We start from the raw sequence: 21,002 nt of genomic DNA, 5'->3' as shown, positions 1-21,002 counted from the left end.
AGAATGACGTCTCAAAGGCGACCACTCCGGCTTCGCGAAACTGCGGTTCTCACTCGGCGCCACGACGGAAGGCGGCGCGGTAGTCCCTCGGGCGTCGCCCGGTGTGCTTGGCGAAGAGGGCGGCGAAGGTTCCAGGATCCCGGTAACCGACCGTGGAACAGATTCCGGCGACAGTGCGGTCGGTCGTTTCGAGGAGGTGGCCGGCACGCCGGACACGCGCGGAATGCAGGTATTCGAGCGGGCTCTGCCCGGCTTCCTCCGCGAAGCGCCTCAGCAATGTCCGCGTGCTGACATTGAAAGCATCGGCCAAGGCCGCCAGGTCGTATCGGGCAGCGAGGTTCTGATCGAGCCATCGCATGACCCGACGGGAGAACTCGTTGCCAGGCCGAGGAAGGAGTCGCGCGTCGACGTAGGGCGTCTGGGACGACCGCGCGTCGTCGACCAGTGCCACCCGCGCCGTCGTCCGTGCCACGTCGGCACCGCTGTGTTCGCGGATCAGCTCGAGTGCGAAGTCGTACATGGCACTGAAGGCCGCCGTCGTGGTCACTCCCCTGTCTGTGACGACGAGGTGTTCGGGCCGAACCTCGGCCTGAGGGCAGCGTTGGGCGAGTTCGTCCGCGAAGAGCCATGACGTGGTGGCTCGGCGATGGTCGAGAAGTCCTGCCTCCGCGAGCAGAAACGCGCCGACACAGATCGAGACGACGACCTTGCCCGCGGCGGCGTGCGACCGGATCGCCGCGACTTCACCGGGGAGGCCCGCGACCTTCGCGCCGATGTCGAGGCCCGGCGCAAGTTCGAACCCCGGCACGACGAGGACGTCGACTTCACGCAGCGGAGAGACGGTCAACGTCATACCGCCCGACGCGACGATTCGACGGCGAGGCGAGACGACGGACACCTCGTATCCGGCGCGGTCCGGGCCCGCGACGTGCGTGGCCATCGTGAGGAGATCGGGGACGCCGAACACTTCGGACGCGAAACAGCCCGGATAGGCCAGGACACCGACTCGCAGCATGTGGCGAGATTACCCCTGAAGATGGCGATCTGGCCTATCGCTGCCGGTGACGTGGTGGTCCAGGCTGTCGGTGTGCATGAAGACCTCGATGACCCGATCACCGACTTCTCCCGCCGTCCCCTGGAGGTGGACGGCGTGACGAAGACGGTGTACGTCGCGGGTTCCGGACCTGCCGTGGTGCTGATGCCCGAGATGCCCGGCATCAGCCCCGACGTACTGCGGTTCGCGCGGTGGGTGCGGGATGCGGGATTCACCGTCTACGTCCCCTCGCTCTTCGGGACCGACGGCGCCTATCCCACCGCCGAAGCCGGCCAGAAGGTGGCCCGCCGCGCGTGCGTCAGCGCCGAGTTCCGGGCGTTCGCCGGCGGCGGCACCAGCCCCGTCACGACGTGGCTGCGCGGGCTCGCACGGCTTGCCCACGCCGAATGCGGCGGGCCCGGGGTCGGCGCGATCGGCCTGTGCTTCACCGGCAACTTCGCCCTCACCATGGCACTCGAGCCCGCCGTCATCGCGCCCGTGGTCAACCACCCGTCACTGCCGCTGGACGACCCGGGCGGACTCGAACTCAGCGACGAAGACGCGCTCGCGGTCCGAGCTCGCGTCTCGCGCGACGGACTGAAGGTTCTCGCCTACCGCTTCGAGGGCGACCGTTGGTGCACCGGCCAGCGTTTCGCCGCCTATCAAGCCCTCCTCGGTGACGCCTTCGACGGCCGCGTCCTGCCGAACGGCGCCGCGAACACCGACCCGCCCCCGTTCTTCCGGGACGTGGTCGAGACCCCGCACAGCGTCGTCACCGCCCACTTCGTCGACGCCGAGGGGCATCCGACGGTGCGAGCCAGGGACGAGATCCTCGCCTACCTCAGCGACCGCCTGCGTCCTGTCCCGTGATGGAGGCGATCTCCCACAACCCCAGCGACTTGTCCGCGTAGGCGCCGTTCTCTTCCGTGCAACCCTCGACCACCACCGCCAGCGGCTCCGGGAACCCGAACGGTTCCCGGCACAGGTTCAGCGGCCGCCAATCGCCCGTCGCGATGTCGGTGTTGGTTCCCAGTTCGGTGAAAGTCGTGGTGAGCAGGTACCGGGAGCCGCTTCGCCGGAGGTTGCGCAGCGCCCGCTCGATGTCGGCGAAGCTCAGGTGGACCAGGCAATCCCGGCACAGCACCAAATCGGTCTTCGGCAGCGGATCGCCGGTCAGATCGAGTACCCGGAACTCCCGCACCGGGTCGTCCCGGAAGCGCTCGGCGTTCATCTCGACCAGATCGGTGACGATGTCGGCCCCGATGTACCGCTCCAGATCGAGGTCGACCGCACTGAGCCAGCCGAAGTCCCCGCATGGCAGGTCGAGCAGGGTGCGCACGCCGAAGCGGTCGAGAACATCCGGCAGCTGATCGCGCAGCTGCTGTGTCTGCACCGACTCGGAACCTGGCCCGGAAACCGACGAGGAACTCCACAACTTGGACCGGAAGATGTAGGTGAACCGGTCCTGGTTCTCCATGCTTTCGAGCTCGCCGGCGACTCGTCGGAAGTTACGCTGCGCGGTGGTGATCGGCCGTTCGTCCACGATTCCATCGTAGAGCGACTCGACCGGGCCGCGCGACTGAGTCCACTGTGGACAGATATTCCGAGGGGCAGTTCGATGACCAGCTGGAACGACGAACGAGACGGCCTGTTGAAGACCAGTGCCGGTGGCCTGGCCGGGACAGCGCTGGCGAACGTCGTGCGTGAGTACCCGCACCACGAGAGCCACTGGCACGTCGAGGGCGTGCCCATCGCCACCCCGCGACAGCTGCACCCATGCTTCTACGGCAGTTTCGACTGGCATTCCTGTGTGGAGATGTTCTGGGTGCTCGTGCGTCTCCTCCGTCACCACAGCACTCTCGTGCCGGCCACGGAGATCCGCCGAACTCTCGATGAGCATCTGACCGTCGAGGCGCTGACCGCCGAACTCGCTTACTTTTCCCCCGACGAACATCGCAACACTCAACGCCCCTATGGCTGGTCGGCGCTGCTGGACTCACCTTCGAAACCTCCACGTGGGACGACCCGGACGCCGCACGCTGGTCAGCAGCTTTGCGAGAGCTGAGCACGGTTTTCGTGACCCGCTACCTCGACTGGCTGCCGCGGGCCACCTACCCGATCCGGTACGGAGTGCACGACAACGGCGCGTTCGGGCTTTCCCGTGCCCTGCCCTACGCCGGTTACCTCGCCGACAACGGCGACCCACGGCTCCAGCAGGTCATCACCGAGACCGCCTGGCGATGGTTCGGATCCGACCACGACTATCCCGGCTCCTGGGAGCCATCCGGAGCCGACTTCCTCTCCCCCGCCCTCGCCGAAGCCGAACTCATGACCCGCCTGCTGCCCGCGAACGAGTTCGCCGACTGGCTGCGCCGGTTCTTGCCCGGTCTGGACGAACGGAAACCGGCGAGCCTCTTCACCCCGGCGACGGTCACCGATCCTTCCGACGGCCAGATCGCCCACCTGCACGGACTCAACCTGCACCGCGCCTGGTGCTGGCATCGCCTCGCCAACACACTCCCCACCGACGACGGCCGGATCCCCGCCATCCTCGACGCCGCGCGCACTCACACCCACGCCTCGCTGTCGCACACCACCGGCGACTCGTACATGCTCGAACACTTCCTTGCCTACTACGCTCTCCTCCTCCTTGGCGTTCAGTAAGCGGTGAGGCCACCGTCGACCACGAGTTCGGTGCCGGTGACGAACGAGGATTCGTCGCCTGCCAGGAAAAGCATCGCGGCGGCGACCTCGGCGGGGTTCCCCGCGCGGCGCATGGGGGTGCGCACGATGTCGGGTTGCCGGTCGCCCTGCTCGTCGAGCAGCTCTTGGATCATCGGCGTGGCGATGACCCCGGGGTGCACCGAGTTGACCCGGACGCCCCGGGTCGCGTATTCGACGGCGGCGGTCTTGGTCAGCAGCCGTACCGCCCCTTTGGACGCCTGGTACGCGGCGGCTGCTCCGCTCCCGACCAAGCCGAGCACCGAGGAGGTGTTGACGACGGAGGCGTTGCCAGAGGCGCGCAGCAGGGGCATGGCGGCCTTCATCCCGAGCCAGGTGCCGGTCTGGTTGACCGCGATCACGCGGTCCCAGGACTCCTGCGTGGTGTCCTCGACGCCTGGCCAGTCCACGATGCCGGCGACGTTGACCAGGACGTCGAGACGGCCGAAGCGCTGACGGGTCAGCTCGATGACCTCACTCCAGCTCTCGGCCGAGGAGACGTCCAAGCGTGCCGCCGCCACCGCGGCACCGGTCGGGTCCAGACGCGCGGCCAGCTCTTCCGTGGCTTTCTCCGCGATGTCGGTGACGACCAGCCGGGCGCCTTCGCGGGCGAACAGTTCCGCGGTGGCTTGTCCGATGCCGCCGGTCGCTCCGGTGATCAACGCGACCTTGTCGGCGAGCCTTCCAGGCATGTTCATCCTTCTCTCGTTGGGTTCGCGGGGATTCAGGCTGTGGTGTAGCCGCCGTCGGCGGCCACGACCGCGCCGGTGATGAAACTCGACCCCGGCGAGGCCAGGAAACCGATCACCTCGGCGATTTCTTCGGGCTGCGCGACCCGGCCCAAAGGGTGGGCGTCGCCGAAGGAGCGCAGGTACTCGCGGCTGTCGACCCGGAAGTTGTCGAGCAGGTCGGTCTCGATCACGCCGGGGGCGACGACGTTGGCGCGGATACCGTGCGGGCCGCCTTCCAGCGCGAGCACCTTGGTCAACTGCGCCAACGCGCCCTTGGACGCGCTGTACGCCGCGGCGTCGACCAGCCCGACGGTGCAGGCGAACGACCCGACGGTGACGATCACGCCCCCGCCGTGGTCGCGCATGACCCGGAACGCCTCCCGGGCGTGCAGGAACGTCCCGCGGGCGTTGATCGACATCAGCTCGTCCCAGTCGGCCGCCGTGGTCTCGGTGATGGGCTTGTTCACCGACCGGCCCGCGTTGCCGACCAGGATGTCCAAGCCGCCGAACCGGTCGATCGCCGCTGCCACCGAGCGCACCGCGGTGTCTTCCTGGGACACGTCGCCGACCAGGGTGGACACGCGGTCGAACCGGGCGGCGAGGTCTGCCACCTCGGGCCGGAGGTCCGTGGCCAGCACTCGTGCACCGCGGGCGTGCAGCCACGCGACCGTGGCCGCGCCGACCCCGCGGGCGGCACCGGTGACCAGGGCGACCTTGCCCGCCAATTCGTTTCTCATACCGACCAGCGTCGTCAACGGCGGCAAGCGATGGCAGGACGCGTGGTGGCTGGGTGTGCCACACCCAGCCAACCGGGCAGGCGACGACTTACCCTGGCGTCATGGGCAGTGGTGAGCTGGGAGCGTTCTTACGCGCGCGTCGAGCGGGGCGAGCCCCCGAAGACGCGGGCGTGATCTATTCCGGACGGCGCAAGGTGCCCGGACTGCGTCGCGAAGAAGTCGCCGTACTCGCCGGGGTGAACGCCGACTACTACACCCGTCTCGAACAAGGCCGCGAAACCCGCCCATCGCCGCAAGTGTTGGACGCCCTCTGCCGTGCACTGGACCTCGATCCCGACGCTCGCGATCACCTGTTCCGGCTCGCCGGCGCGACACCGGACAGCACACCCGCGCCGTCGCCCCGGACCGTGAGCCCCGAACTGCGGCAACTCATGGACGGCTACCCGCACACTCCCGCTTTCGTGCTGAACCGCGTCTTGGACGTACTGGCCGCCAATGCCCTCGCCGACGCGCTGTTCTCGCCCTTCCGTGTGGCGGACAACCTCGCGCGGATGACCTTCCTCGACCCCGCTGGTCAGCAGTTCTACGCACGATGGGACTGGACCGCGCAGGCCACCGTGGCGAACCTGCGGATGGCCGCGGGCTTCGACCCGCACGACGTCGGCCTGCGAAGCCTGGTGGCAGAACTCAGCGAAGGTAGTGCGCACTTCCGCGACCTGTGGGAGACCCACCAGGTGCGTGGCAAGACCCGCGAGCCCAAACACCTCGTGCACCCCGACGTCGGCCCGCTGGTCCTCACCTATCAGGCATTCGACGTGCGCAGCGCCCCCGGCCAGCAACTGATCATCTACCACGCCGAACCCGCCACTCCCAGCGCTCACGCCCTCGCACTGTTGAGCAGTCTTCATGCCCGCGAAAACATGTCCGGAGTGTGACCACCCGAACAGAGCAGTCACTCGCTGTTCGTGAGCCGAGCGGGGCGACAACGGGGGACGAACTGCCCGATCGAGTGAACCCAACGTGAGCAGGGATGCTCGAAGCTCGCCGAGCTTTGGCTGAAGTTGGCGGTAACCCGCACTTGCGATCAGCATCTTTCATACTCGCGAAGACTCCGCGCACAGCGTCCTCGATGAAGCCTCCGACCTGCGAAGATCAGTGCGCAGGTGCACATCGTGGTGACCTGGCTCGATCCCGGGAACGCGAGCCGCCGGACTGTCGAGCCCGCCTGACGGCGCTCGTCCGTTCGGCGCCTCTGACTACCTTGAGTAGTTTTCGGCGTCACCCAGACCGTTGAGCGACGCGTGCATACCGTTCAGCGCGACACACGCAGTACTACTGAACGGTCACAGTCTGCTTTCGCCAAGATGTTCTCAGCCGCACCGAGTAAAGAACCGGTAACGCACGCGTGGCCCCCTGCTGTCACAGGAGGCCACGCGGATGTCCATTCGCCCGCTCGCTAGAACAAGGACAGGACAGTCGTGACCTTACAGCCTGATAATGCGAAGACACCAGACAACGGCCCGCCCCAACGGGTCAAAGTCGTCATCGAGCACGTCGAAAAGCCGCCTCGCCGGGTCGCCACCTCCGCGGAAATGATCCGCGCGGCGCGGCCTCTGCTGAGGACCCCTGGCCGCCATCGCAAAGTGCAGACCCGCGACAGCTGGCTCTGCCTGGCGATGGCGGTTCTCGCCGGCTGGGCCCCGACCCTGCGGATGTGCCTGCTGCTGACGATCGGCGGCGGGATCATCGTCGGCGTCGTGAAGATCAGCACTCCGGAGTTCGGTGCGTCGGCCGGGACCTGCCTCGGTCTCCTGACCCTCTTCGGCGCCTGGATCGTCAAGGCCCGTCAAGGAAAACAGCGGCGGGAGCCGAGCCTGTAACCCGGACGTCGCCCCGCGCCGGCCGAGTCGTCGGCGAGGGGCGACCGATCTCGGTCGGCCGAGGTCCGCAGGTCCGCGAAGGTCCCCTTCCTTGCGCCTGGTGTCCTGCGCCGGAGGTTCGTGCGTCGAGCGGGGACCTGGATCAAACCCCGCACTCACGTGCTCAGAGGCGGATCTCGCGTGCGGGGAGACCGCACACGCGAGATCCGCCTTCCCGCACGCGAGTTACGTCTCTGAACACGCGAGTGCGGCGAACGGGGTCACGTGCTTGCCCCGCACCTACGACACGAACTTCGGACTCAGGACACTAGGTACAGGAAGGGGCCTTCACGTACTTCAGGCGAACAGAGACGCCAGTACAGATTTCAAGGGACGAAAAGGCCCGTTGTCGAAAACTCTCCACACCCACCAGGCACCCTCCGGTTAAATGATCGCGAAGTCCCTGACATGTGAGGAGATCTCGTGCGGAGAGCTAGAAGCCTGGGGGCCCTGGCTGTTTCGGTGCTGGCAGCGACCACGGCACTGGGCAGCCCGGCGTTGGCCGACACCGTGCAGTCGTTCCACACCGCGCTCGACCCCGCTTCGGTGCGGGAATCGGTGCACTACCTCGTCCAGACCTACCAGGTGAACGAGCGGGAGGCGTTGCGCCGTCTGGAATTGCAGACAGACGGCAGCAAACTGGACGAGTTGCTGCGCCGCGATCGCGGCGCCGAGTACGGGGGCATGTGGCTCGACCAGGGCAAGGGCCAGCTGGTCGTGGCCATGACCGAACCCGCGGCGGCAGAGCCGTATCTGAGGGCGATGCCCGTCCGAGCCGGAGTTCGCACGCAACAGGTCCAACACTCGTTGCAGCAGCTCACGGCGGCGAAGGAACGTGTCGCGGCCAAGGTCGGCGCTGGACCGGAAGCGGTCTATCTGCCGTCGGTGAGTGAGTCCGAAAACCGCGTCGTGCTGTGGGAACGTGACTGGGTGGCGCAGGAGAAGGCGTCCATGCGCGCCGCCGGCGACGTCGTGACCGCCGAAGTGAACACCGCTCGCCAGGCCGCGGCGGCGGAATCGGGCATGGTCGTCTCCCGTGTCCTGAAGAACCCGAACGCGCTGTCCACGCCGAACGTGGACCTCGGCTTCTGTCATCCGCTCTATTGCACCAACTACGGTCCGATGCGCGGTGGCATCCGGCTGGACATGAAGCGGGACGACGGCACCTGGGGCGGATGCACCAGCGCCTTCAACCTGCGGTCCACCGGCGGCGGTTTCCCCGGCAAGGGCTGGGTTCTGACCGCGGGCCACTGCATGCGGACCAAGACCAACAACACACCGACCCAGCACAACGGCAACGCGGTCGTGCAGCAGCACGGCATCGAGAAGAGTTCGTACCCCTACGACTACGCGGCCTTGCCGTATGTCGACGACGCCGCGGCCACGAAATGGCTTGAGGGCCAGACCGGCCGCAACCGGGTGCTGAAGTACTGCCGCAACGGTGGCATGGACAGCAACGCCGACACCCCGTGCGGCACGCAGGCCACCTCGGTGGACGAGTACATCACCGGCACCCGCAAGCTCGCCGATATCAAGGCAGGCTATGTCGTCTGCGCCAGCGGGACCGCGTCGAGCGCGGTGAACTACCCCGATTCCGTCGACAGTGGCGCGGGCGCCGGCTACCTCGTCGGGACCCGCTGTGGTCGTGTCCTGTCGACGGACGTCGGCATCAACACCGACCTGTGCGCCCGTCCGGGCGACAGCGGCGGACCGCTGTTCAGCCAGGCCGATCACGCCGCGCTGGGCATCCTGATCGGCAACCAGCAGTCCCGGTCGGGTCCCTGCCAGGCCGGTGAACTGAACAACTACGCGCCGATCGAGACGATCACCACCGATCTCAGCGAGCGGATCGCGAGCAAGGGTTCGAAGTTCGCGGTCATCACGACCCCGAACGGCTGACCTCGAAGTACATGAAGGCCCCCTTCCTTGCGCCAGAGCCAACCTGCCGCGCGCAGCGCGTCCGTTGAGGGCGGCGGCGGGGGCATGGATGGAGCAAGGAAGGGGGCCTTCATGTACTCGGGAGCGCCGGTCACGCACTCAGCAAAGGACCCTCGTACCGCAACGCGTCGTCCTCGCCGTACACCCGGACCGTCAGCTCCGGTGGATCCCACGGCGCGAAAACCTCGTCGACCGTCTGAGGCGTCGACCCCAGGTCGACGTCCACGGCGAAGGTGTGCGCCACGATGTCTGCCGGGATGACGACGCCGTCCGCGTCGGCCACCTCCAACCGGCGTACCCCGGTGTCGACCGCTCCGAGCACGCCAGGGCGCGAACTCCACACCGCGAACCCTCGCTCGGCGGTGTCGGCCCCGTAGCCGTGGCTCATGATGTTGAACAGCGGCTGGTCTCCTTCCCGGAAAACGCACTCCGCTTCGACACCCGAATCGTTGTAGGCCAGCAGCCGCCCGCTCGCGGTGCTCGTCCCGAGCCGGGCCCCGGCGTGCCAGCCCGCGTGCGAGACGGCTTCCTCCGATCCCGCGACCTCCGCCGACCGGTAGAGCTCGGTGAAGGCCGTCAACTCCGCTGTCCACTGCGTGATCTCTTCATCCCTTGGTGGAGCCACTACGCGTGTACTCTCCTCTCCGCACTGTCCACAATGGTCACTTCCGAGGTTGACATACGCCGCGGTCGATCGCATCGGGGTTTCCCCGTAGATCGCTCCGGGCCGCTGCACCGTTCCGTGCAACCGACGCTCGGGCGAACACGGAACGTGGGCACACGAATCTCCCGCGTACCTCCGATTGCGCCGAGTAGAGCAATCTCGCGGGTTTCCCGTCATGGGGTTTCCCCTCGCCCGTCGGAGTGTCGCCGGGGCAAACCGGCGACACTCCGACGGGCGAGGGGTCAGGCTGATGACCGCGCAGTGCACGATCACGGACGAGATCGGCGAAATCGGTGTCTGGCTGATGGGCGAGTTCGGCGGTCGTGTGCCCGCGGCCGTGATCAGCCGGGTGCTCAACGCGAGCAAGCGCGACCTCGAAGGCCGCATCGACCCCGAGGAACTGGGCGAAATGTTCCACACCCTCTGCCGGTTCCGGCTTCAGCGGATCGTGGCCTCGGACGACCGGATCACGATCAAGATCCCCGGCACACGCGTTCCGTGAGCGGTGCCCGACGGCGGGCGAGCTTTTTGGACGGAGTCGGCATCCGCTAAGAACCTCGTCACCCTGCTCCCCGCATGGAGCGGCGATGTCACGCAGGGTATGCGAAGGTGACCTCATGGCCGCTTCGCGCAGACGATTCCCCGTGTCCTGGACCACCGTCACACCGGTCCTCGCCATAGTGGTGCTGGCGCTGAGCTGGGGCCGTGATCTGGGCCCGATCCCGGTGGCCATCGTCGCGCTCGCCCTCGGCGCGACCGTGCTGGCCGCGGTGCACCACGCCGAAGTGGTCGCGCATCGTGTCGGAGAACCCTTCGGCTCGCTGGTGCTGGCGATCGCGGTCACCATCATCGAGGTCGCGCTGATCGTCACGATGATGTCCTCCGGCGGCCCGGAGGCCGGGACACTGGCCCGCGACACGGTGTTCGCCGCGGTGATGATCACCACGAACGGCATCGTCGGCATCTCGGTCATGGTCGGTGCCCGCCGCTACGGCGAGACGCACTTCAACCCGGAAGGCAGTGGCGGCGCCCTTGCCACCGTGGCCACCCTCGCCGCTGTCACCCTCGTGCTGCCGACGTTCACCTTCAGCACCCCGGGCCCCGCTTTCAGCAGCACGCAACTCATCTTCGCCGCCGTCGCGTCGCTGCTGTTGTACGGCCTTTTCGTGCTCACCCAGACCGTGCGCCACCGCGACTTCTTCCTGCCGGTCGACACCGACGGCTCCGTCAAGGAGGAAGAACACGCCGAGCCGCCGACCAACAAGGCGGCGCTGACCAGCCTCGGTCTGCTGCTGGTCGCGCTGATCGCGGTCGTCGGCCTGGCGAAGGTCGAGTCGCCCGCGATCGAAGCAGGTGTCCGCGCGGCCGGTTTCCCGCAGTCGTTCGTCGGCGTCGTGATCGCCCTGTTGGTCCTGCTGCCCGAAACGCTGGCCGCGACGCGGGCCGCCCGGCGCGACCGGATGCAGACCAGCCTCAACCTCGCCTACGGTTCGGCGATCGCGAGCATCGGTCTCACCATCCCGACCATCGCGCTGGCGTCGATCTGGCTGGACGGACCGCTGCTGCTGGGCCTCGGCGCGACCCACATCGTGCTGCTCGCGCTCACGATCGCGGTCAGCGTGCTCACCGTGGTCCCCGGCCGGGCGACCCGGCTCCAGGGTGGCGTGCACCTGGTACTGCTGGCCTCGTTCCTCGTACTCGCCATCAACCCGTGACACGAGTCCTCTTCGGACGGTGTTCTGTCGGTGGTCACGGGTAATCTCTGCCCCGTGAACGCTCGGGACCGCATCCAAGAACTCGCCGATCAGATCGTCGTCCTTCGCGACGCCTACTACCGGGGCTCGCCGAAAGTGGCCGACGCCGACTACGACGCGATCGAAGACGAGTTGCGGGGGCTCATCGAGGCCAACCCGGAGCTGACGCCGGATCCGAACCCGCTGGACCAGGTCGGCGCGCCCGCCGTCCTGCACGCGCCCATCCGGCACTCGCGTCCGATGCTCTCGCTGGAGAAGGCGACCAAACCCGAGCAGGTCGAGGCGTTCTTCGCCCGCTTCCCCGGGCAGTCGGTGGTCGTCATGCCGAAGCTGGACGGCCTGTCGCTGGCCCTGGTCTACGAGAACGGGCGGCTCGCCAGGGCGGTGACCCGTGGCGACGGGACCACCGGTGACGACGTGACCATGCTGGTGCGGGCGCTGACCGACGGCGTCCCGGACAAGGTCGAGGCGCCCGGACGGGTCGAGGTGCGCGGCGAGGCGGTCATGCTGCGCTCCACCTTCGCCGCGTACAACGAGGTGCACCCGGACAAGCCGCTGATCAACCCGCGTAACGCCGCCGCCGGCACCCTGCGGGCCAAGGATCCGGCCACCGTCTCCGAACGGCGCCTGCGGTTCTTCGCTTTCGACCTCTCCACCGAACCCGACAGTGCGGAAACCGATCTCGACGGCGCGCTGCGGACGCTAGGGTTCACCGCCGCCGACATGAGGCACTGCGAAGACGCCGAAGCGGCGCAAGCCGTCATCACGACCATCGAGCAGCAGCGCCACGACCTCGACTACGACCTCGACGGCGCCGTGCTGCGCCTGGCGGATCGCGACGCCTACGCCGCCGCCGGAACCCGGTCCAGCTCGCCCCGCGGCGCGCTGGCGTTCAAGTTCGCCGCCGAGGAGAAGACCACCTTGCTCGCCGACGTGGTCTGGGATGTCGGCAAGACCGGCAAGATCGCTCCCGTGGCGTGGCTGGAGCCGGTGTTCGTCGGCGGGACCACCGTCACCCGGGCGACACTGGCCAACCAGGAGGTCATCCGCGCCCGCGGCATCAAGATCGGCGACACCGTGCTGGTGCGCCGCGCCGGCGACGTGATCCCGTTCGTGGCGGGCGTCCTGGACGCCTCCAAACGCACCGGCGAGGAACGCGAGATCGTGCCGCCGTCGGTATGCCCGTCGTGCCAAGAGCCGTTGACCGAACAGGGCAACAGCCGGGAACTGTTCTGCACCAACGTCGCCTGCCCCGCCCAGACCGTCCGGCGGCTGATCCACTGGGCCTCACGGGCGGCCGCGGACATCGACGCGATCGGCGGGGTCTGGATCGAGCGGCTCGCCGAGGCCGGGATGCTCGAACACCCGTCGGACTTCTACCGGCTCACCAAGGAAACGCTGCTGGAATTCGACCGCATCGGCGACATCTCCGCCACCCGCATGATCGAGTCGATCGACGCGAGCCGAGCCGTGGGGCTACGCCGGGCACTGATCGGGCTGGCGATCCCGATGGCCTCCGAAGGCACCGCCGCACGGTTGTGCCGGGCGGGGTTCGGTTCGCTGGAGGACGTCGCCGACGCGGGCGAAGAGGGTCTCGTCGCCGTGGAAGACATCGGCCCGAAGGTCGCCGCGTCCCTGATCGAACACCTCACTCGGCTGCGCCCCGAACTCGAGCGGCTGCGCGAGGTCGGTGTCTCGCTGGATGTGCGTGAAGAGGACCTTCCGCCGGTCGTCGTCGCCGGTGCGCCGCTGGAAGGGAAGACGGTCGTGGTCACCGGGTCGATCAGCGACCCCCGCTCCGGCGAGAAGGTCCCGCGCCCGACCTTCCAGCGGTTGTGCGAGAAGGCGGGCGCGACCACCGCTTCGTCGGTCTCGGCGAACACCGACATGCTCATCACCGGCGCCGACGTCGGGGCCAGCAAGATCGCCAAGGCCGAAAAGCTCGAAGTCGAGGTCGTGGACCAAGGCGTGATCTGGCAGCAGCTGATCGCGGCAGGCGTCGTCTAGACTTCGCTGCGTTTCGTCCTCTAAAGGTTGTCCCGTAATGATCAAGTGTGTTGGCGGGTATGGGGGTGACGGCGGTGCTATCCGCTGCCGTCAGGTGGTCATGGTCAGGTTGCGCATGAGGGCGATGCCGCGGGTGGCGTGCGAGACGCCGTCGCGTTTGCGGCGGCAGTTGCGCAGGATGTTCCAGGTCTTCATGTGTGCCAGGGCGTGCTCGACACGGGCGCGGACGCTCTTGTGGACGGTGTTGAGGTCCTCTTTCCATTGCGGTAACGGTGGTTGTCCCTCGCGGGGTTTGCGATACGGCATGATCACTTCCGCGTTGCCCTGGTAGCCGCCGTCGGCCATGACTTTCGCGCCCCGGCATTGCTGATCGACGCCGGAGTCGGTGTAGGCGCGGCAGTCGTTGCGGTTGCCCGGGGTGGGTTCGCCGATCGCGACGACCAGGCGGGTGTCGGCGTCGATGACGACCTGCATGTTCACCGAGTACCGATAGTTCTTGCTGGAGGCGGACATGCTGCGGTCATGGGTGGGTACCAGGGTGCCGTCCACGATCAGGACCGTGTCCGGGCCATGCTTGCGGGTCACCGGCGAGAGCGTCAGCAGTGGCGCCAGATGATCCACCACCCGGTTCGCGGCCGATTTCGAGATCCCGAACAACAGCGCCACCTGACGAAACGTCAGGTTCGTGCGGTAGTACACGGCCGTCAGCAGCACCCGATCCGCCAACGACAGGCTCCATCGCCGGCCAGTGCCGGTCTGCTCACCACCCCGACCAGCCACGACCCGCACCAGCTTCCGAAACTGCCCGACCGACAAACCCGTGAACACCGGCACCCACTCCGGCCGATCCGCGCTGATCACCTGCTCCACCTCAAGATCATCGACCTCGACGCGACATCGTTACGGGACAACCTTTAGTTGCGGTCCTTGCACGCGCAACCACCGCAACTAGAGGACGAATTGCGTGGGTCAGGGGGCGCCGCGATCGCCCCACTCCAAACCGCAACTAGTCCTCTAGTTGCGGAGGTTCGTGTCGCGAACTATCGCAACTAGAGGACTAATTGCGGAGCTTGTACCGCGGACTCGTCGAGTGCCATTCGAAGCCGCCGCCCATCCACCCCCGCAACCCGCGCATGAACCGGTGTAGTTCAAGGGAAGGCACCGCGCTCAGTTTCTCGTGCGCCGCCTGGAAGTCCCGGACGACGTCGTTGTGCAGCTCGACGGTGATCGCCGTGGCCTCTTCGATCGTGCACTTCCGGTCGTCGGCGATCAGCAGCACCGTGTTGCAGGGCGGCGATTCGTCCTCCAGATCCTTGGCGACCGAGTGCACGTCGTTGACGAGCACGGCCGCCGTCCCCGCCTGGATCGCCGCCTCTCGGACCCGCGGGTCGTAGTAAATGTTCGACGTCAGTTCGTAGCCGCCGAGGACGTCGATCAACGTCATCGACGTGTAGAAACTGTCGTGCTGCCTGGCCGCGAGGTACTCCCACGCCGGCGGGTATTTCCCGCTGTGGCGCCATGCCGCGTAGGCGGTCCAGCTCACGAACATCGCGAAGGTCGAATAGCAGACACGTTGCACCTGCGCGGGCGTCCCGGACTCCCGCAGATACTCGATACCCGAGTTCAGTGCCACCAGAACCCGGTCGTTCCGCAGCGTTTCGTCGAGGTCGCGGCTGAATTCGCCCAAGGACGGCACCGGGTCCATCGCGGCCATGGCCAGTGCGAGTTTCGGTGGTAGCTCCGCCGGTACCGCACCGAGCGAAGTGTCGTCGGCGTAGAGATCGTCGGCCGCCCACCAGGCAGCGTTGAGCTTCGCCGAGATCAGCAGGCGGTCCGGATCCTCGCAGTCCGGGTGCGCGAGCATGACCAGTCTGCCGAAGCCCGCTTTCCCGATCTGCTCGCATTCCTCCTCGTCGAAACCGCACTCCCCCGCCCACGCGATCAGCCGCCGGTCGACCTCCTCACCGAGTGGATCGTTGATCCGTTCGGTGAGGGGGCAGTACAGCGGCGGCGCCGAACCGTCACCCCACGATCGGTACGCGTAGGCGGGATCGAGGACGGGTTCCTCTGGTGGCGACGGAATCTCCTCCGCCACCAGAGGAACCGCCGGGGGTTGAGCGAGCCGGGCCACCAGTCGCGCGGCGGACGTGCCCAGCCCGCTAGGGCCGGCCAGCAACGTGGCCAGAGCACCGTGTTCCGTCATCACTTCAACTCCGGTGGTCTCGGAATCAGACGCGGTCCGCGGCGATGAGCAGGTAGTGGAAGCTGCCTTCGCGGTAGGCGTCGAGGAAGGGTCCTTCGATGCCGGTGGCCACCGACGATTTCGCCCGCAACTCCCAATACGGGATCGTGTCCGCCGTCAGGTCCACCACCGAGATCGGCACCAGATCGTTCGCCGTCATCGCCTTGAAGTACTGGCTGCGCGGATGGATGTTGCAGGTGTAGTGCTGGTCGATCTGCGCGACGGCCTTGGATCGGCCACCGGTCACATCGTTGTAGCACCCGGTGATGGTGACGTAGCGTCCGCCGAACTCCAGTTGCCGCGCGTGCTCGGCGAACAGTTCGAACAGGTCCACGTACATGGTGCTCTCGTTGTTCCAGATCCCCTTGCGCGAACCGGTTTCGAAGCCGGTGTCGAGCATGTTGCGGAAGTGGTACTGCACCCGGTCGGCGACCCCGCGCACGTCCGCCTGGTGGTTGGCGAACTCGACCTGCTTCTCCGAGATCGAGATCCCGTCGACGTGGCAGCCGAACCGCGCGTTCGCCATGATGCTGGACCCGCCGCGTCCGCAGCCGGCGTCGAGCAGCCGGTCGTCCGGTTTGACGTCGCCGAGGTGATCGAGCAGGACGTCCGCCTGCGCGGTCTCCAGCCGGTGCATTTCGGCGATGATCCGCTCGTCGCGGGTGCTCTCGGGACCCTCCAGCACCGACCAGTCGACCTCGCCCACCCCGTAATGGTGGTGGTACAGCCCGTCCACGTCACCCAACCGCAGGTTGACCGGGTCCTTCTCCAGGTTCCAGTACGACGCCACCGACTTCTGGTACTCCGTCCGCAGAACCTTGGGGGGAGCGGAAGTGCGGGCAATGGTCACTTGCGTGGTCCTTTCTCGGGCGTTCGGTGTCGTTGCGGCGGGGCGAGGGGTCAACGCGCGACCTCGACGTTCTCCAGAACGCCGAGCGCGTCGGGTACGAGAACGGCCGCCGAGTAGTAGGTGCTGACCAGGTAGGTGGCCACGGCCTGTTCGGTGATGCCGTCGAAGCGCACGTTCAGGCCAGGTTCGTATTCGTCGGGCAGGCCGGTCTGGTGCAGTCCGATCACGCCGTTGTCCTCGACCCCGGTCCGCATGGCGAGGATCGACGACGTTCCCGCTTCGGTGATCGGGATCTTGTCGCACGGCAGCAGCGGCACCCCGCGCCAAGCGGCGACCACCTTGCCGTCGACCGTGGTGCCCTCCGGGTACAGCCTGCGGCGCGTGCATTCCCGGCCGAACGCGGCGATCGCGCGCGGATGGGCGAGGAAGAACTTCGTCTTGCGGCGGCGGCTGACGAGTTCATCCATGTCGTCGGGTGTCGGCGGGCCGGACCGGGTCTGGAACCGCGACTTGAGGTCGGCGTTGTGCAGCAGCCCGAACTCGCGGTTGTTGATCAGGTCGTGCTCCTGCCGCTCCCGCAGGGCCGACACGGTCAGCCGGAGCTGCTCGTCGAACTGGTTCATCGGCTCGTTGTAGAGATCGGTGACCCGCGTGTGCACTCGCAGCGCCGTCTGGGCGACGGCCAGGTCGTACTCGCGCGGTGAGATCTCGTAGTCGACGAACGTGCCGGGCAGCGACGGTTCGCCGTCGTGCCCGGACGACATCCCGATCTCTGCCTCACCCTTGGCGTTCTGGGGTTTGGTGCCCAGTGCCAGCATGTCCTGCACGTGCCGGCGCATGGCCTCGGACCGGCCGTTGAGGTCGGCGAAGTCGTCGGCGCGCAGGGTCAGCACGGTCACCGGGGTGACGGCCTTGGCGGTGAACGGCCAGTTCCGGTCGATCCCGGCGAGCATCTCGTCGCCGAAGTGGTCGCCGTCGGCCATGCTGCCGACAGCGGCCTCGTTGCCGTACTCGCCCGGCGCCATCTTGGCGACCTTGCCGTGGGCGACCAGCACGACCTCGTCGAGCGGCGAACCGTGGCTGACGATCGTCTCGCCGGGCTGGTACTCGTGCTGCACGAACCGGTCGGCGAGCGCGGTGAGCGTGTCCTCGTCGTCGAAACCGCGCAGCAGAGCCAATTCCGCCAGTTCCTGCGGGACGACCCTGACCTCGGTGCCGACGTTGGTGAAGCTCACCCTGCCGTCGCCAATCGCATACGTGAGCCGCCGGTTGACCCGGAACGTGCCACCGGTCGCTTCGACCCAGGGCAGCATCTTCAGCAGCCACCGCGGCGTGATGCTCTGCATCTGCGGCCGCGTCTTGGTGGTCGTGGCCAGATTCCGCGCGGCCGCGGGGCCGAGACTGAGCCGCCGGTCGGCCTCCGGCGTCGTGGCGGTCATCCTTCGCGGCCGAGTTCGGCGGCTTCGAGCACGGCCAGCGCGTCCGGCACGAGCACGGCGGCGGAGTAGTACGTGCTGACGAGGTAGGAGATGATCGCCTGCTCCGAAATCCCCATGAAGCGGACGTTCAGACCGGGCTCGTACTCGTCGGGCAAGCCGATCTGACGCAGGCCGACCACACCCTGGGTCTTCTCGCCGGTGCGGATCAGGAGCACGGAACTGGTGCTGGTCTGGCTCACCGGGATCTTGTTGCACGGCAGGATCGGGATGCCGCGCCAGGACGGCACCTTGTGCCCGCCGAGGTCGGTGCCGGTCGGGTAGATGCCCCGTTTGCTGCACTCGCGGCTGAACGCGGCGATCGTGCGCGGATGCGCGAGGAAGAAGCTGGGGTCCTTCCATACCAGGGAAAGCAGGTCGTCGAAGTCGTCGGGGGTCGGCGGCCCGGTGCGAGTCGCGACGCGCTGGGAGAAGTCGGCGTTGTGCAGGAGGCCGAAGTCGCTGTTGTTGATCATTTCGTGCTCTTGCCGCTCACGCAGCGCCTCGATGGTCAGGCGGAGCTGTTGCTCGGTCTGGTCCATCGGCTGGTTGTAGAGGTCGGACACGCGGCTGTGGATCCGCAGCACGGTCTGGGCGACGCTCAATTCGTATTCGCGCGGCGAGGTCTCGTAGTCGACGAACGTTCCCGGCAGCAGCGGTTCGCCGTCGTGGCCGGAGGAGATGTCGATCTCCGCCTCGCCGAAGTCGTTGGAACGCCCCGTGTCCTGTGTGGCCTGTGCGATCTGGGCTTGCAGGGATTCGGACTGCTCCAGCACGTGCTCGAAGGCCTGACGGGTCAGCGTCAGCACGGTGCAGGCCGTGGCCGCCTTCGCGGTGAACTCCCAGATGCCGTCGTCGCCGACGAGCGCCTGCGCACCGAAGTAGTCGCCGTCCTTGACCACGCCCAGCGCGGTCTCGTCGCCGTAGTGACCGGGGCCGCTCTTGGTGATCTTGCCGTGCGCGATGAGGTAGACCCGGTCGGCCCGGTGCCCGAATTCGACGAGTACGTCGCCTGCGGATACTTCCTGCTGCTCGAAGCGGCGAGCGAGTTCTTCGAGGACCTCTTCGTCGTCGTAACCCTTGAGCGGCTTCAATTCGCCCAGTTCCGCCGGGATCACGCTCACCTCGGTGCCGGCCTTCGAGAACGTCACCCGTCCGTCGCCGACCGCGTAGCTGAGCCGGCGGTTGACCCGGTAGGCGCCACCGTTGACCTGAACCCAGTCGAGCATCTTCAGCAGCCACCGGGACGAGATGCCCTGCATCTGCGGAACGGATTTGGTCGTGGTCGCCAGGTTGCGCGCGGCGGCCCGGCCCAAACTCAGCTGCGGATTTCCCGCCCCCTGGACACCTTCGGCGGAAGTGTCCGATTCGGTCACGGTCACAGCAAGGTCCACCCTTCGATAGTCGCGTGAAGAAATCAAGATCCGCACGGGATCCGTTCAAACCGCGGTGCGCCGGTTATTCCCCGAAGTGACGGCCCGCAGGGATCAACATAGCAAGGTGTTTTGCCCGCACAAGCGCACTTTCGGGTAATGAGAAAAGGCCACTCGAATGCCGGTTCGCCATTGTTGGCGCAATCATTTGTTAACGTGACCCGACCGTTGAATTGCGCCACGCGCTTGGTCCAGTAAATGTTCTCAAGTGTTAGGCGGCGGCGCCTCGGGACTCCTGGACGTGCCGGTGATGCGGCCGTTGGAGTGGGCCAGGCGCACACTTTCGGGTCGCCTGCCGGTGCGCGTTCGAGGATGGCTTGACAGACAGCGACGAAACAGAGGGTCGCGTCCGGACACTCCGTCGTGTCAGTCGGCGACCCGGAGCTTGGCCAGGATCCGTTCCACAGGGATTTTCACGGATGCCCTTGCCTGGCCCTGCCCCTCGACAAGCCAAGTCGGCCAACATGTCAGCCGATGCTGTACTGTTTCGCCTGTGCTGACATGTGAGACCCAGGGCGCCGCGCTCGCCCGGCTGGGACGCGCGCTCGCCGACCCGAACCGGTGCAAGATCCTGGTCGCCCTGCTCGACGGTGTGAGCTATCCCGGCCAGTTGGCCGAACAGCTCGGCTTGAGCCGCTCCAACGTGTCCAACCACCTCGCGTGCCTCCGGGGCTGCGGCCTGGTCGTGGCGACCTACGAAGGCCGCCAGGTCCGCTACGCACTCGCCGACGCCCATCTCGCCCGGGCGCTGCGCGAACTGGTGCAGGTCGTGCTCGCCGTCGATACCGCGGAGCCCTGCGTGGACGACGAGACCGACCTTCGGGTGCTCCGGTGAGCGACACCTGCGCGGACGGCTGCTGCACAACCACGTCCACAGTGGACACGGCGGACACACTGGACTCGGATCGCCGCGCCGTGCTGTCACGCCGCGTGCGGCTCCTGGTCGCCGCGACCATCACCTACAACGTCGTCGAAGCGGTCATCGCGATCTCCGCCGGGACGATCGCCTCTTCGACCGCGTTGATCGGCTTCGGCCTGGATTCGGTCATCGAAGTCGCCTCAGCCACGGCCGTCGCCTGGCAGTTCTCCGGCAAGGACCCCGAAGCCCGCGAACGCACCGCGCTCAAGGTCATCGCGGTGTCGTTCTTCGCACTGGCCGCCTATGTCGGCGTCGAGTCCGTCCGCACGCTGTTCGGAGCCGACCCCGCCGAGCATTCCACCGTCGGCATCGTGCTGGCGGCGATCTCGCTGCTCGTGATGCCGTTCCTCTCGCACGCCCAGCGTCGCGCCGGACGCGAACTCGGCTCCGCGAGCGCCGTCGCCGACTCGAAACAGACCTTGCTCTGCACCTATCTTTCCGGTGTGCTGCTCGTCGGGTTGCTGCTCAACAGCCTTTTCGGCTGGTACTGGGCCGATCCGCTGGTCGCGCTCGTCATCGCCGCCGTCGCGGTCAAGGAAGGCCGCGAAGCCTGGCGCGGTGAACACTGCTGCTGAAAGG

At 67.3% G+C, this 21,002-nt stretch carries 21 protein-coding genes; 11 read left to right on the top strand and 10 right to left on the bottom strand.

Annotated elements, in window-relative coordinates:
- Window positions 1-49: 49 nt before the first annotated feature.
- On the bottom strand, window positions 50-1,015 hold the full coding sequence (locus ACLARN_RS15580) for a GlxA family transcriptional regulator (RefSeq protein ID WP_409492103.1): 966 nt from the start codon (window positions 1,013-1,015) through the stop codon (window positions 50-52).
- Window positions 1,016-1,036: 21 nt separating this feature from the next.
- Between ACLARN_RS15580 and ACLARN_RS15575 the strand changes: the two genes are divergently transcribed.
- Entirely contained in the window at window positions 1,037-1,903 is an 867-nt protein-coding gene (locus ACLARN_RS15575) for a dienelactone hydrolase family protein (protein ID WP_409492102.1), read from the top strand.
- Here the strand turns inward: ACLARN_RS15575 and ACLARN_RS15570 are convergent.
- Window positions 1,875-2,576, bottom strand: coding sequence for a class I SAM-dependent methyltransferase (locus tag ACLARN_RS15570; protein WP_409492101.1), 702 nt, complete (start codon window positions 2,574-2,576; stop codon window positions 1,875-1,877). The two genes, ACLARN_RS15575 and ACLARN_RS15570, sit on opposite strands and share 29 nt — an antisense overlap.
- Window positions 2,577-2,651: 75 nt before the next feature.
- Between ACLARN_RS15570 and ACLARN_RS15565 the strand changes: the two genes are divergently transcribed.
- Window positions 2,652-3,098, top strand: a complete 447-nt coding sequence (locus ACLARN_RS15565; protein ID WP_409492100.1) for a DUF2891 family protein — start codon at window positions 2,652-2,654, stop codon at window positions 3,096-3,098.
- Window positions 3,086-3,697 (top strand): DUF2891 family protein, encoded by a 612-nt coding sequence (locus tag ACLARN_RS15560; RefSeq protein WP_409492099.1) that lies wholly within the window; start codon window positions 3,086-3,088, stop codon window positions 3,695-3,697. Before ACLARN_RS15565 ends, ACLARN_RS15560 begins: the two co-directional genes overlap by 13 nt.
- On the opposite strand, the gene ACLARN_RS15555 is transcribed toward ACLARN_RS15560, so the two are convergent.
- Entirely contained in the window at window positions 3,691-4,446 is a 756-nt protein-coding gene (locus ACLARN_RS15555; protein ID WP_409492164.1) for an SDR family NAD(P)-dependent oxidoreductase, read from the bottom strand. The genes ACLARN_RS15560 and ACLARN_RS15555 overlap by 7 nt on opposite strands.
- 32 nt (window positions 4,447-4,478) lie before the next feature.
- Window positions 4,479-5,222 carry an SDR family NAD(P)-dependent oxidoreductase gene (locus ACLARN_RS15550; RefSeq protein WP_409492098.1) on the bottom strand — a complete coding sequence of 248 codons (744 nt, stop codon included), beginning with the start codon at window positions 5,220-5,222 and terminating at the stop codon, window positions 4,479-4,481.
- A gap of 101 nt (window positions 5,223-5,323) precedes the next feature.
- Between ACLARN_RS15550 and ACLARN_RS15545 the strand changes: the two genes are divergently transcribed.
- From ACLARN_RS15545 to ACLARN_RS15535, 3 genes are all read left to right on the top strand, one after another.
- On the top strand, window positions 5,324-6,157 hold the full coding sequence (locus ACLARN_RS15545) for a helix-turn-helix transcriptional regulator (protein WP_409492097.1): 834 nt from the start codon (window positions 5,324-5,326) through the stop codon (window positions 6,155-6,157).
- A gap of 543 nt (window positions 6,158-6,700) precedes the next feature.
- Window positions 6,701-7,102, top strand: a complete 402-nt coding sequence (locus ACLARN_RS15540; protein WP_409492096.1) for a hypothetical protein — start codon at window positions 6,701-6,703, stop codon at window positions 7,100-7,102.
- A 462-nt stretch (window positions 7,103-7,564) separates the two neighbouring features.
- Window positions 7,565-9,040, top strand: coding sequence for a trypsin-like serine protease (locus tag ACLARN_RS15535; protein ID WP_409492095.1), 1,476 nt, complete (start codon window positions 7,565-7,567; stop codon window positions 9,038-9,040).
- 130 nt (window positions 9,041-9,170) lie between these two features.
- On the opposite strand, the gene ACLARN_RS15530 is transcribed toward ACLARN_RS15535, so the two are convergent.
- Complete coding sequence (locus tag ACLARN_RS15530; RefSeq protein WP_409492094.1) at window positions 9,171-9,704, bottom strand: hypothetical protein; 534 nt, start codon at window positions 9,702-9,704, stop codon at window positions 9,171-9,173.
- Between the two features lie 289 nt (window positions 9,705-9,993).
- On the opposite strand from ACLARN_RS15530, the gene ACLARN_RS15525 reads away from it, so the two are divergent.
- From ACLARN_RS15525 to ligA, 3 genes are all read left to right on the top strand, one after another.
- Window positions 9,994-10,245: a hypothetical protein gene (locus ACLARN_RS15525; RefSeq protein ID WP_409492093.1), complete on the top strand. Its 252-nt coding sequence runs from the start codon at window positions 9,994-9,996 to the stop codon at window positions 10,243-10,245.
- 115 nt (window positions 10,246-10,360) lie between these two features.
- On the top strand, window positions 10,361-11,458 hold the full coding sequence (locus tag ACLARN_RS15520; RefSeq protein ID WP_409492092.1) for a calcium:proton antiporter: 1,098 nt from the start codon (window positions 10,361-10,363) through the stop codon (window positions 11,456-11,458).
- 54 nt (window positions 11,459-11,512) lie between these two features.
- The gene (ligA, locus tag ACLARN_RS15515) at window positions 11,513-13,504 is read left to right on the top strand and encodes an NAD-dependent DNA ligase LigA (RefSeq protein ID WP_409492091.1); all 1,992 of its coding nucleotides are present in this window, start codon (window positions 11,513-11,515) and stop codon (window positions 13,502-13,504) included.
- 90 nt (window positions 13,505-13,594) lie between these two features.
- On the opposite strand, the gene ACLARN_RS15510 is transcribed toward ligA, so the two are convergent.
- The 5 genes from ACLARN_RS15510 to ACLARN_RS15490 all read right to left on the bottom strand — a co-directional run bounded on the left by ACLARN_RS15510 (window position 13,595) and on the right by ACLARN_RS15490 (window position 19,453).
- On the bottom strand, window positions 13,595-14,374 hold the full coding sequence (locus tag ACLARN_RS15510; protein WP_409492090.1) for a transposase: 780 nt from the start codon (window positions 14,372-14,374) through the stop codon (window positions 13,595-13,597).
- A gap of 187 nt (window positions 14,375-14,561) precedes the next feature.
- Window positions 14,562-15,707, bottom strand: a complete 1,146-nt coding sequence (locus tag ACLARN_RS15505; RefSeq protein WP_409492089.1) for a family 2 encapsulin nanocompartment cargo protein terpene cyclase — start codon at window positions 15,705-15,707, stop codon at window positions 14,562-14,564.
- Between the two features lie 25 nt (window positions 15,708-15,732).
- Window positions 15,733-16,596: a geranyl diphosphate 2-C-methyltransferase gene (locus ACLARN_RS15500; RefSeq protein WP_409492088.1), complete on the bottom strand. Its 864-nt coding sequence runs from the start codon at window positions 16,594-16,596 to the stop codon at window positions 15,733-15,735.
- A gap of 50 nt (window positions 16,597-16,646) precedes the next feature.
- Window positions 16,647-18,035 (bottom strand): family 2B encapsulin nanocompartment shell protein, encoded by a 1,389-nt coding sequence (locus tag ACLARN_RS15495; RefSeq protein ID WP_409492087.1) that lies wholly within the window; start codon window positions 18,033-18,035, stop codon window positions 16,647-16,649.
- Window positions 18,032-19,453, bottom strand: a complete 1,422-nt coding sequence (locus tag ACLARN_RS15490; RefSeq protein WP_409492086.1) for a family 2B encapsulin nanocompartment shell protein — start codon at window positions 19,451-19,453, stop codon at window positions 18,032-18,034. The genes ACLARN_RS15495 and ACLARN_RS15490 overlap by 4 nt, the downstream gene beginning before the upstream one ends.
- A gap of 544 nt (window positions 19,454-19,997) precedes the next feature.
- Here ACLARN_RS15490 and ACLARN_RS15485 point away from each other — a divergent pair.
- Window positions 19,998-20,339, top strand: a complete 342-nt coding sequence (locus tag ACLARN_RS15485) for an ArsR/SmtB family transcription factor (protein ID WP_409492085.1) — start codon at window positions 19,998-20,000, stop codon at window positions 20,337-20,339.
- Window positions 20,336-20,998, top strand: coding sequence for a cation transporter (locus tag ACLARN_RS15480; RefSeq protein WP_409492084.1), 663 nt, complete (start codon window positions 20,336-20,338; stop codon window positions 20,996-20,998). Before ACLARN_RS15485 ends, ACLARN_RS15480 begins: the two co-directional genes overlap by 4 nt.
- Window positions 20,999-21,002: the final 4 nt, after the last annotated feature.

It is taken from the genome of Amycolatopsis sp. cmx-11-12, from assembly GCF_046269425.1.
In the GTDB taxonomy this organism is placed as follows: domain Bacteria; phylum Actinomycetota; class Actinomycetes; order Mycobacteriales; family Pseudonocardiaceae; genus Amycolatopsis.
Note: the sequence above shows the minus strand (reverse complement) of the source record. Positions and strands in the feature narration are given on the sequence as shown.

What these genes read in the sequence shown, in the direction of transcription:
- ACLARN_RS15580 (WP_409492103.1), bottom strand. Translation starts at nt 1,015, where the DNA reads ATGCTGCGAGTCGGTGTCCTGGCCTATCCGGGCTGTTTCGCGTCCGAA.
- ACLARN_RS15565 (WP_409492100.1), top strand. Translation starts at nt 2,652, where the DNA reads ATGACCAGCTGGAACGACGAACGAGACGGCCTGTTGAAGACCAGTGCC.
- ACLARN_RS15495 (WP_409492087.1), bottom strand. Translation starts at nt 18,035, where the DNA reads ATGACCGCCACGACGCCGGAGGCCGACCGGCGGCTCAGTCTCGGCCCC.
- ACLARN_RS15555 (WP_409492164.1), bottom strand. Translation starts at nt 4,446, where the DNA reads ATGCCTGGAAGGCTCGCCGACAAGGTCGCGTTGATCACCGGAGCGACC.
- ACLARN_RS15520 (WP_409492092.1), top strand. Translation starts at nt 10,361, where the DNA reads ATGGCCGCTTCGCGCAGACGATTCCCCGTGTCCTGGACCACCGTCACA.
- ACLARN_RS15550 (WP_409492098.1), bottom strand. Translation starts at nt 5,222, where the DNA reads ATGAGAAACGAATTGGCGGGCAAGGTCGCCCTGGTCACCGGTGCCGCC.
- ACLARN_RS15525 (WP_409492093.1), top strand. Translation starts at nt 9,994, where the DNA reads ATGACCGCGCAGTGCACGATCACGGACGAGATCGGCGAAATCGGTGTC.
- ACLARN_RS15545 (WP_409492097.1), top strand. Translation starts at nt 5,324, where the DNA reads ATGGGCAGTGGTGAGCTGGGAGCGTTCTTACGCGCGCGTCGAGCGGGG.
- ACLARN_RS15505 (WP_409492089.1), bottom strand. Translation starts at nt 15,707, where the DNA reads ATGACGGAACACGGTGCTCTGGCCACGTTGCTGGCCGGCCCTAGCGGG.
- ACLARN_RS15575 (WP_409492102.1), top strand. Translation starts at nt 1,037, where the DNA reads ATGGCGATCTGGCCTATCGCTGCCGGTGACGTGGTGGTCCAGGCTGTC.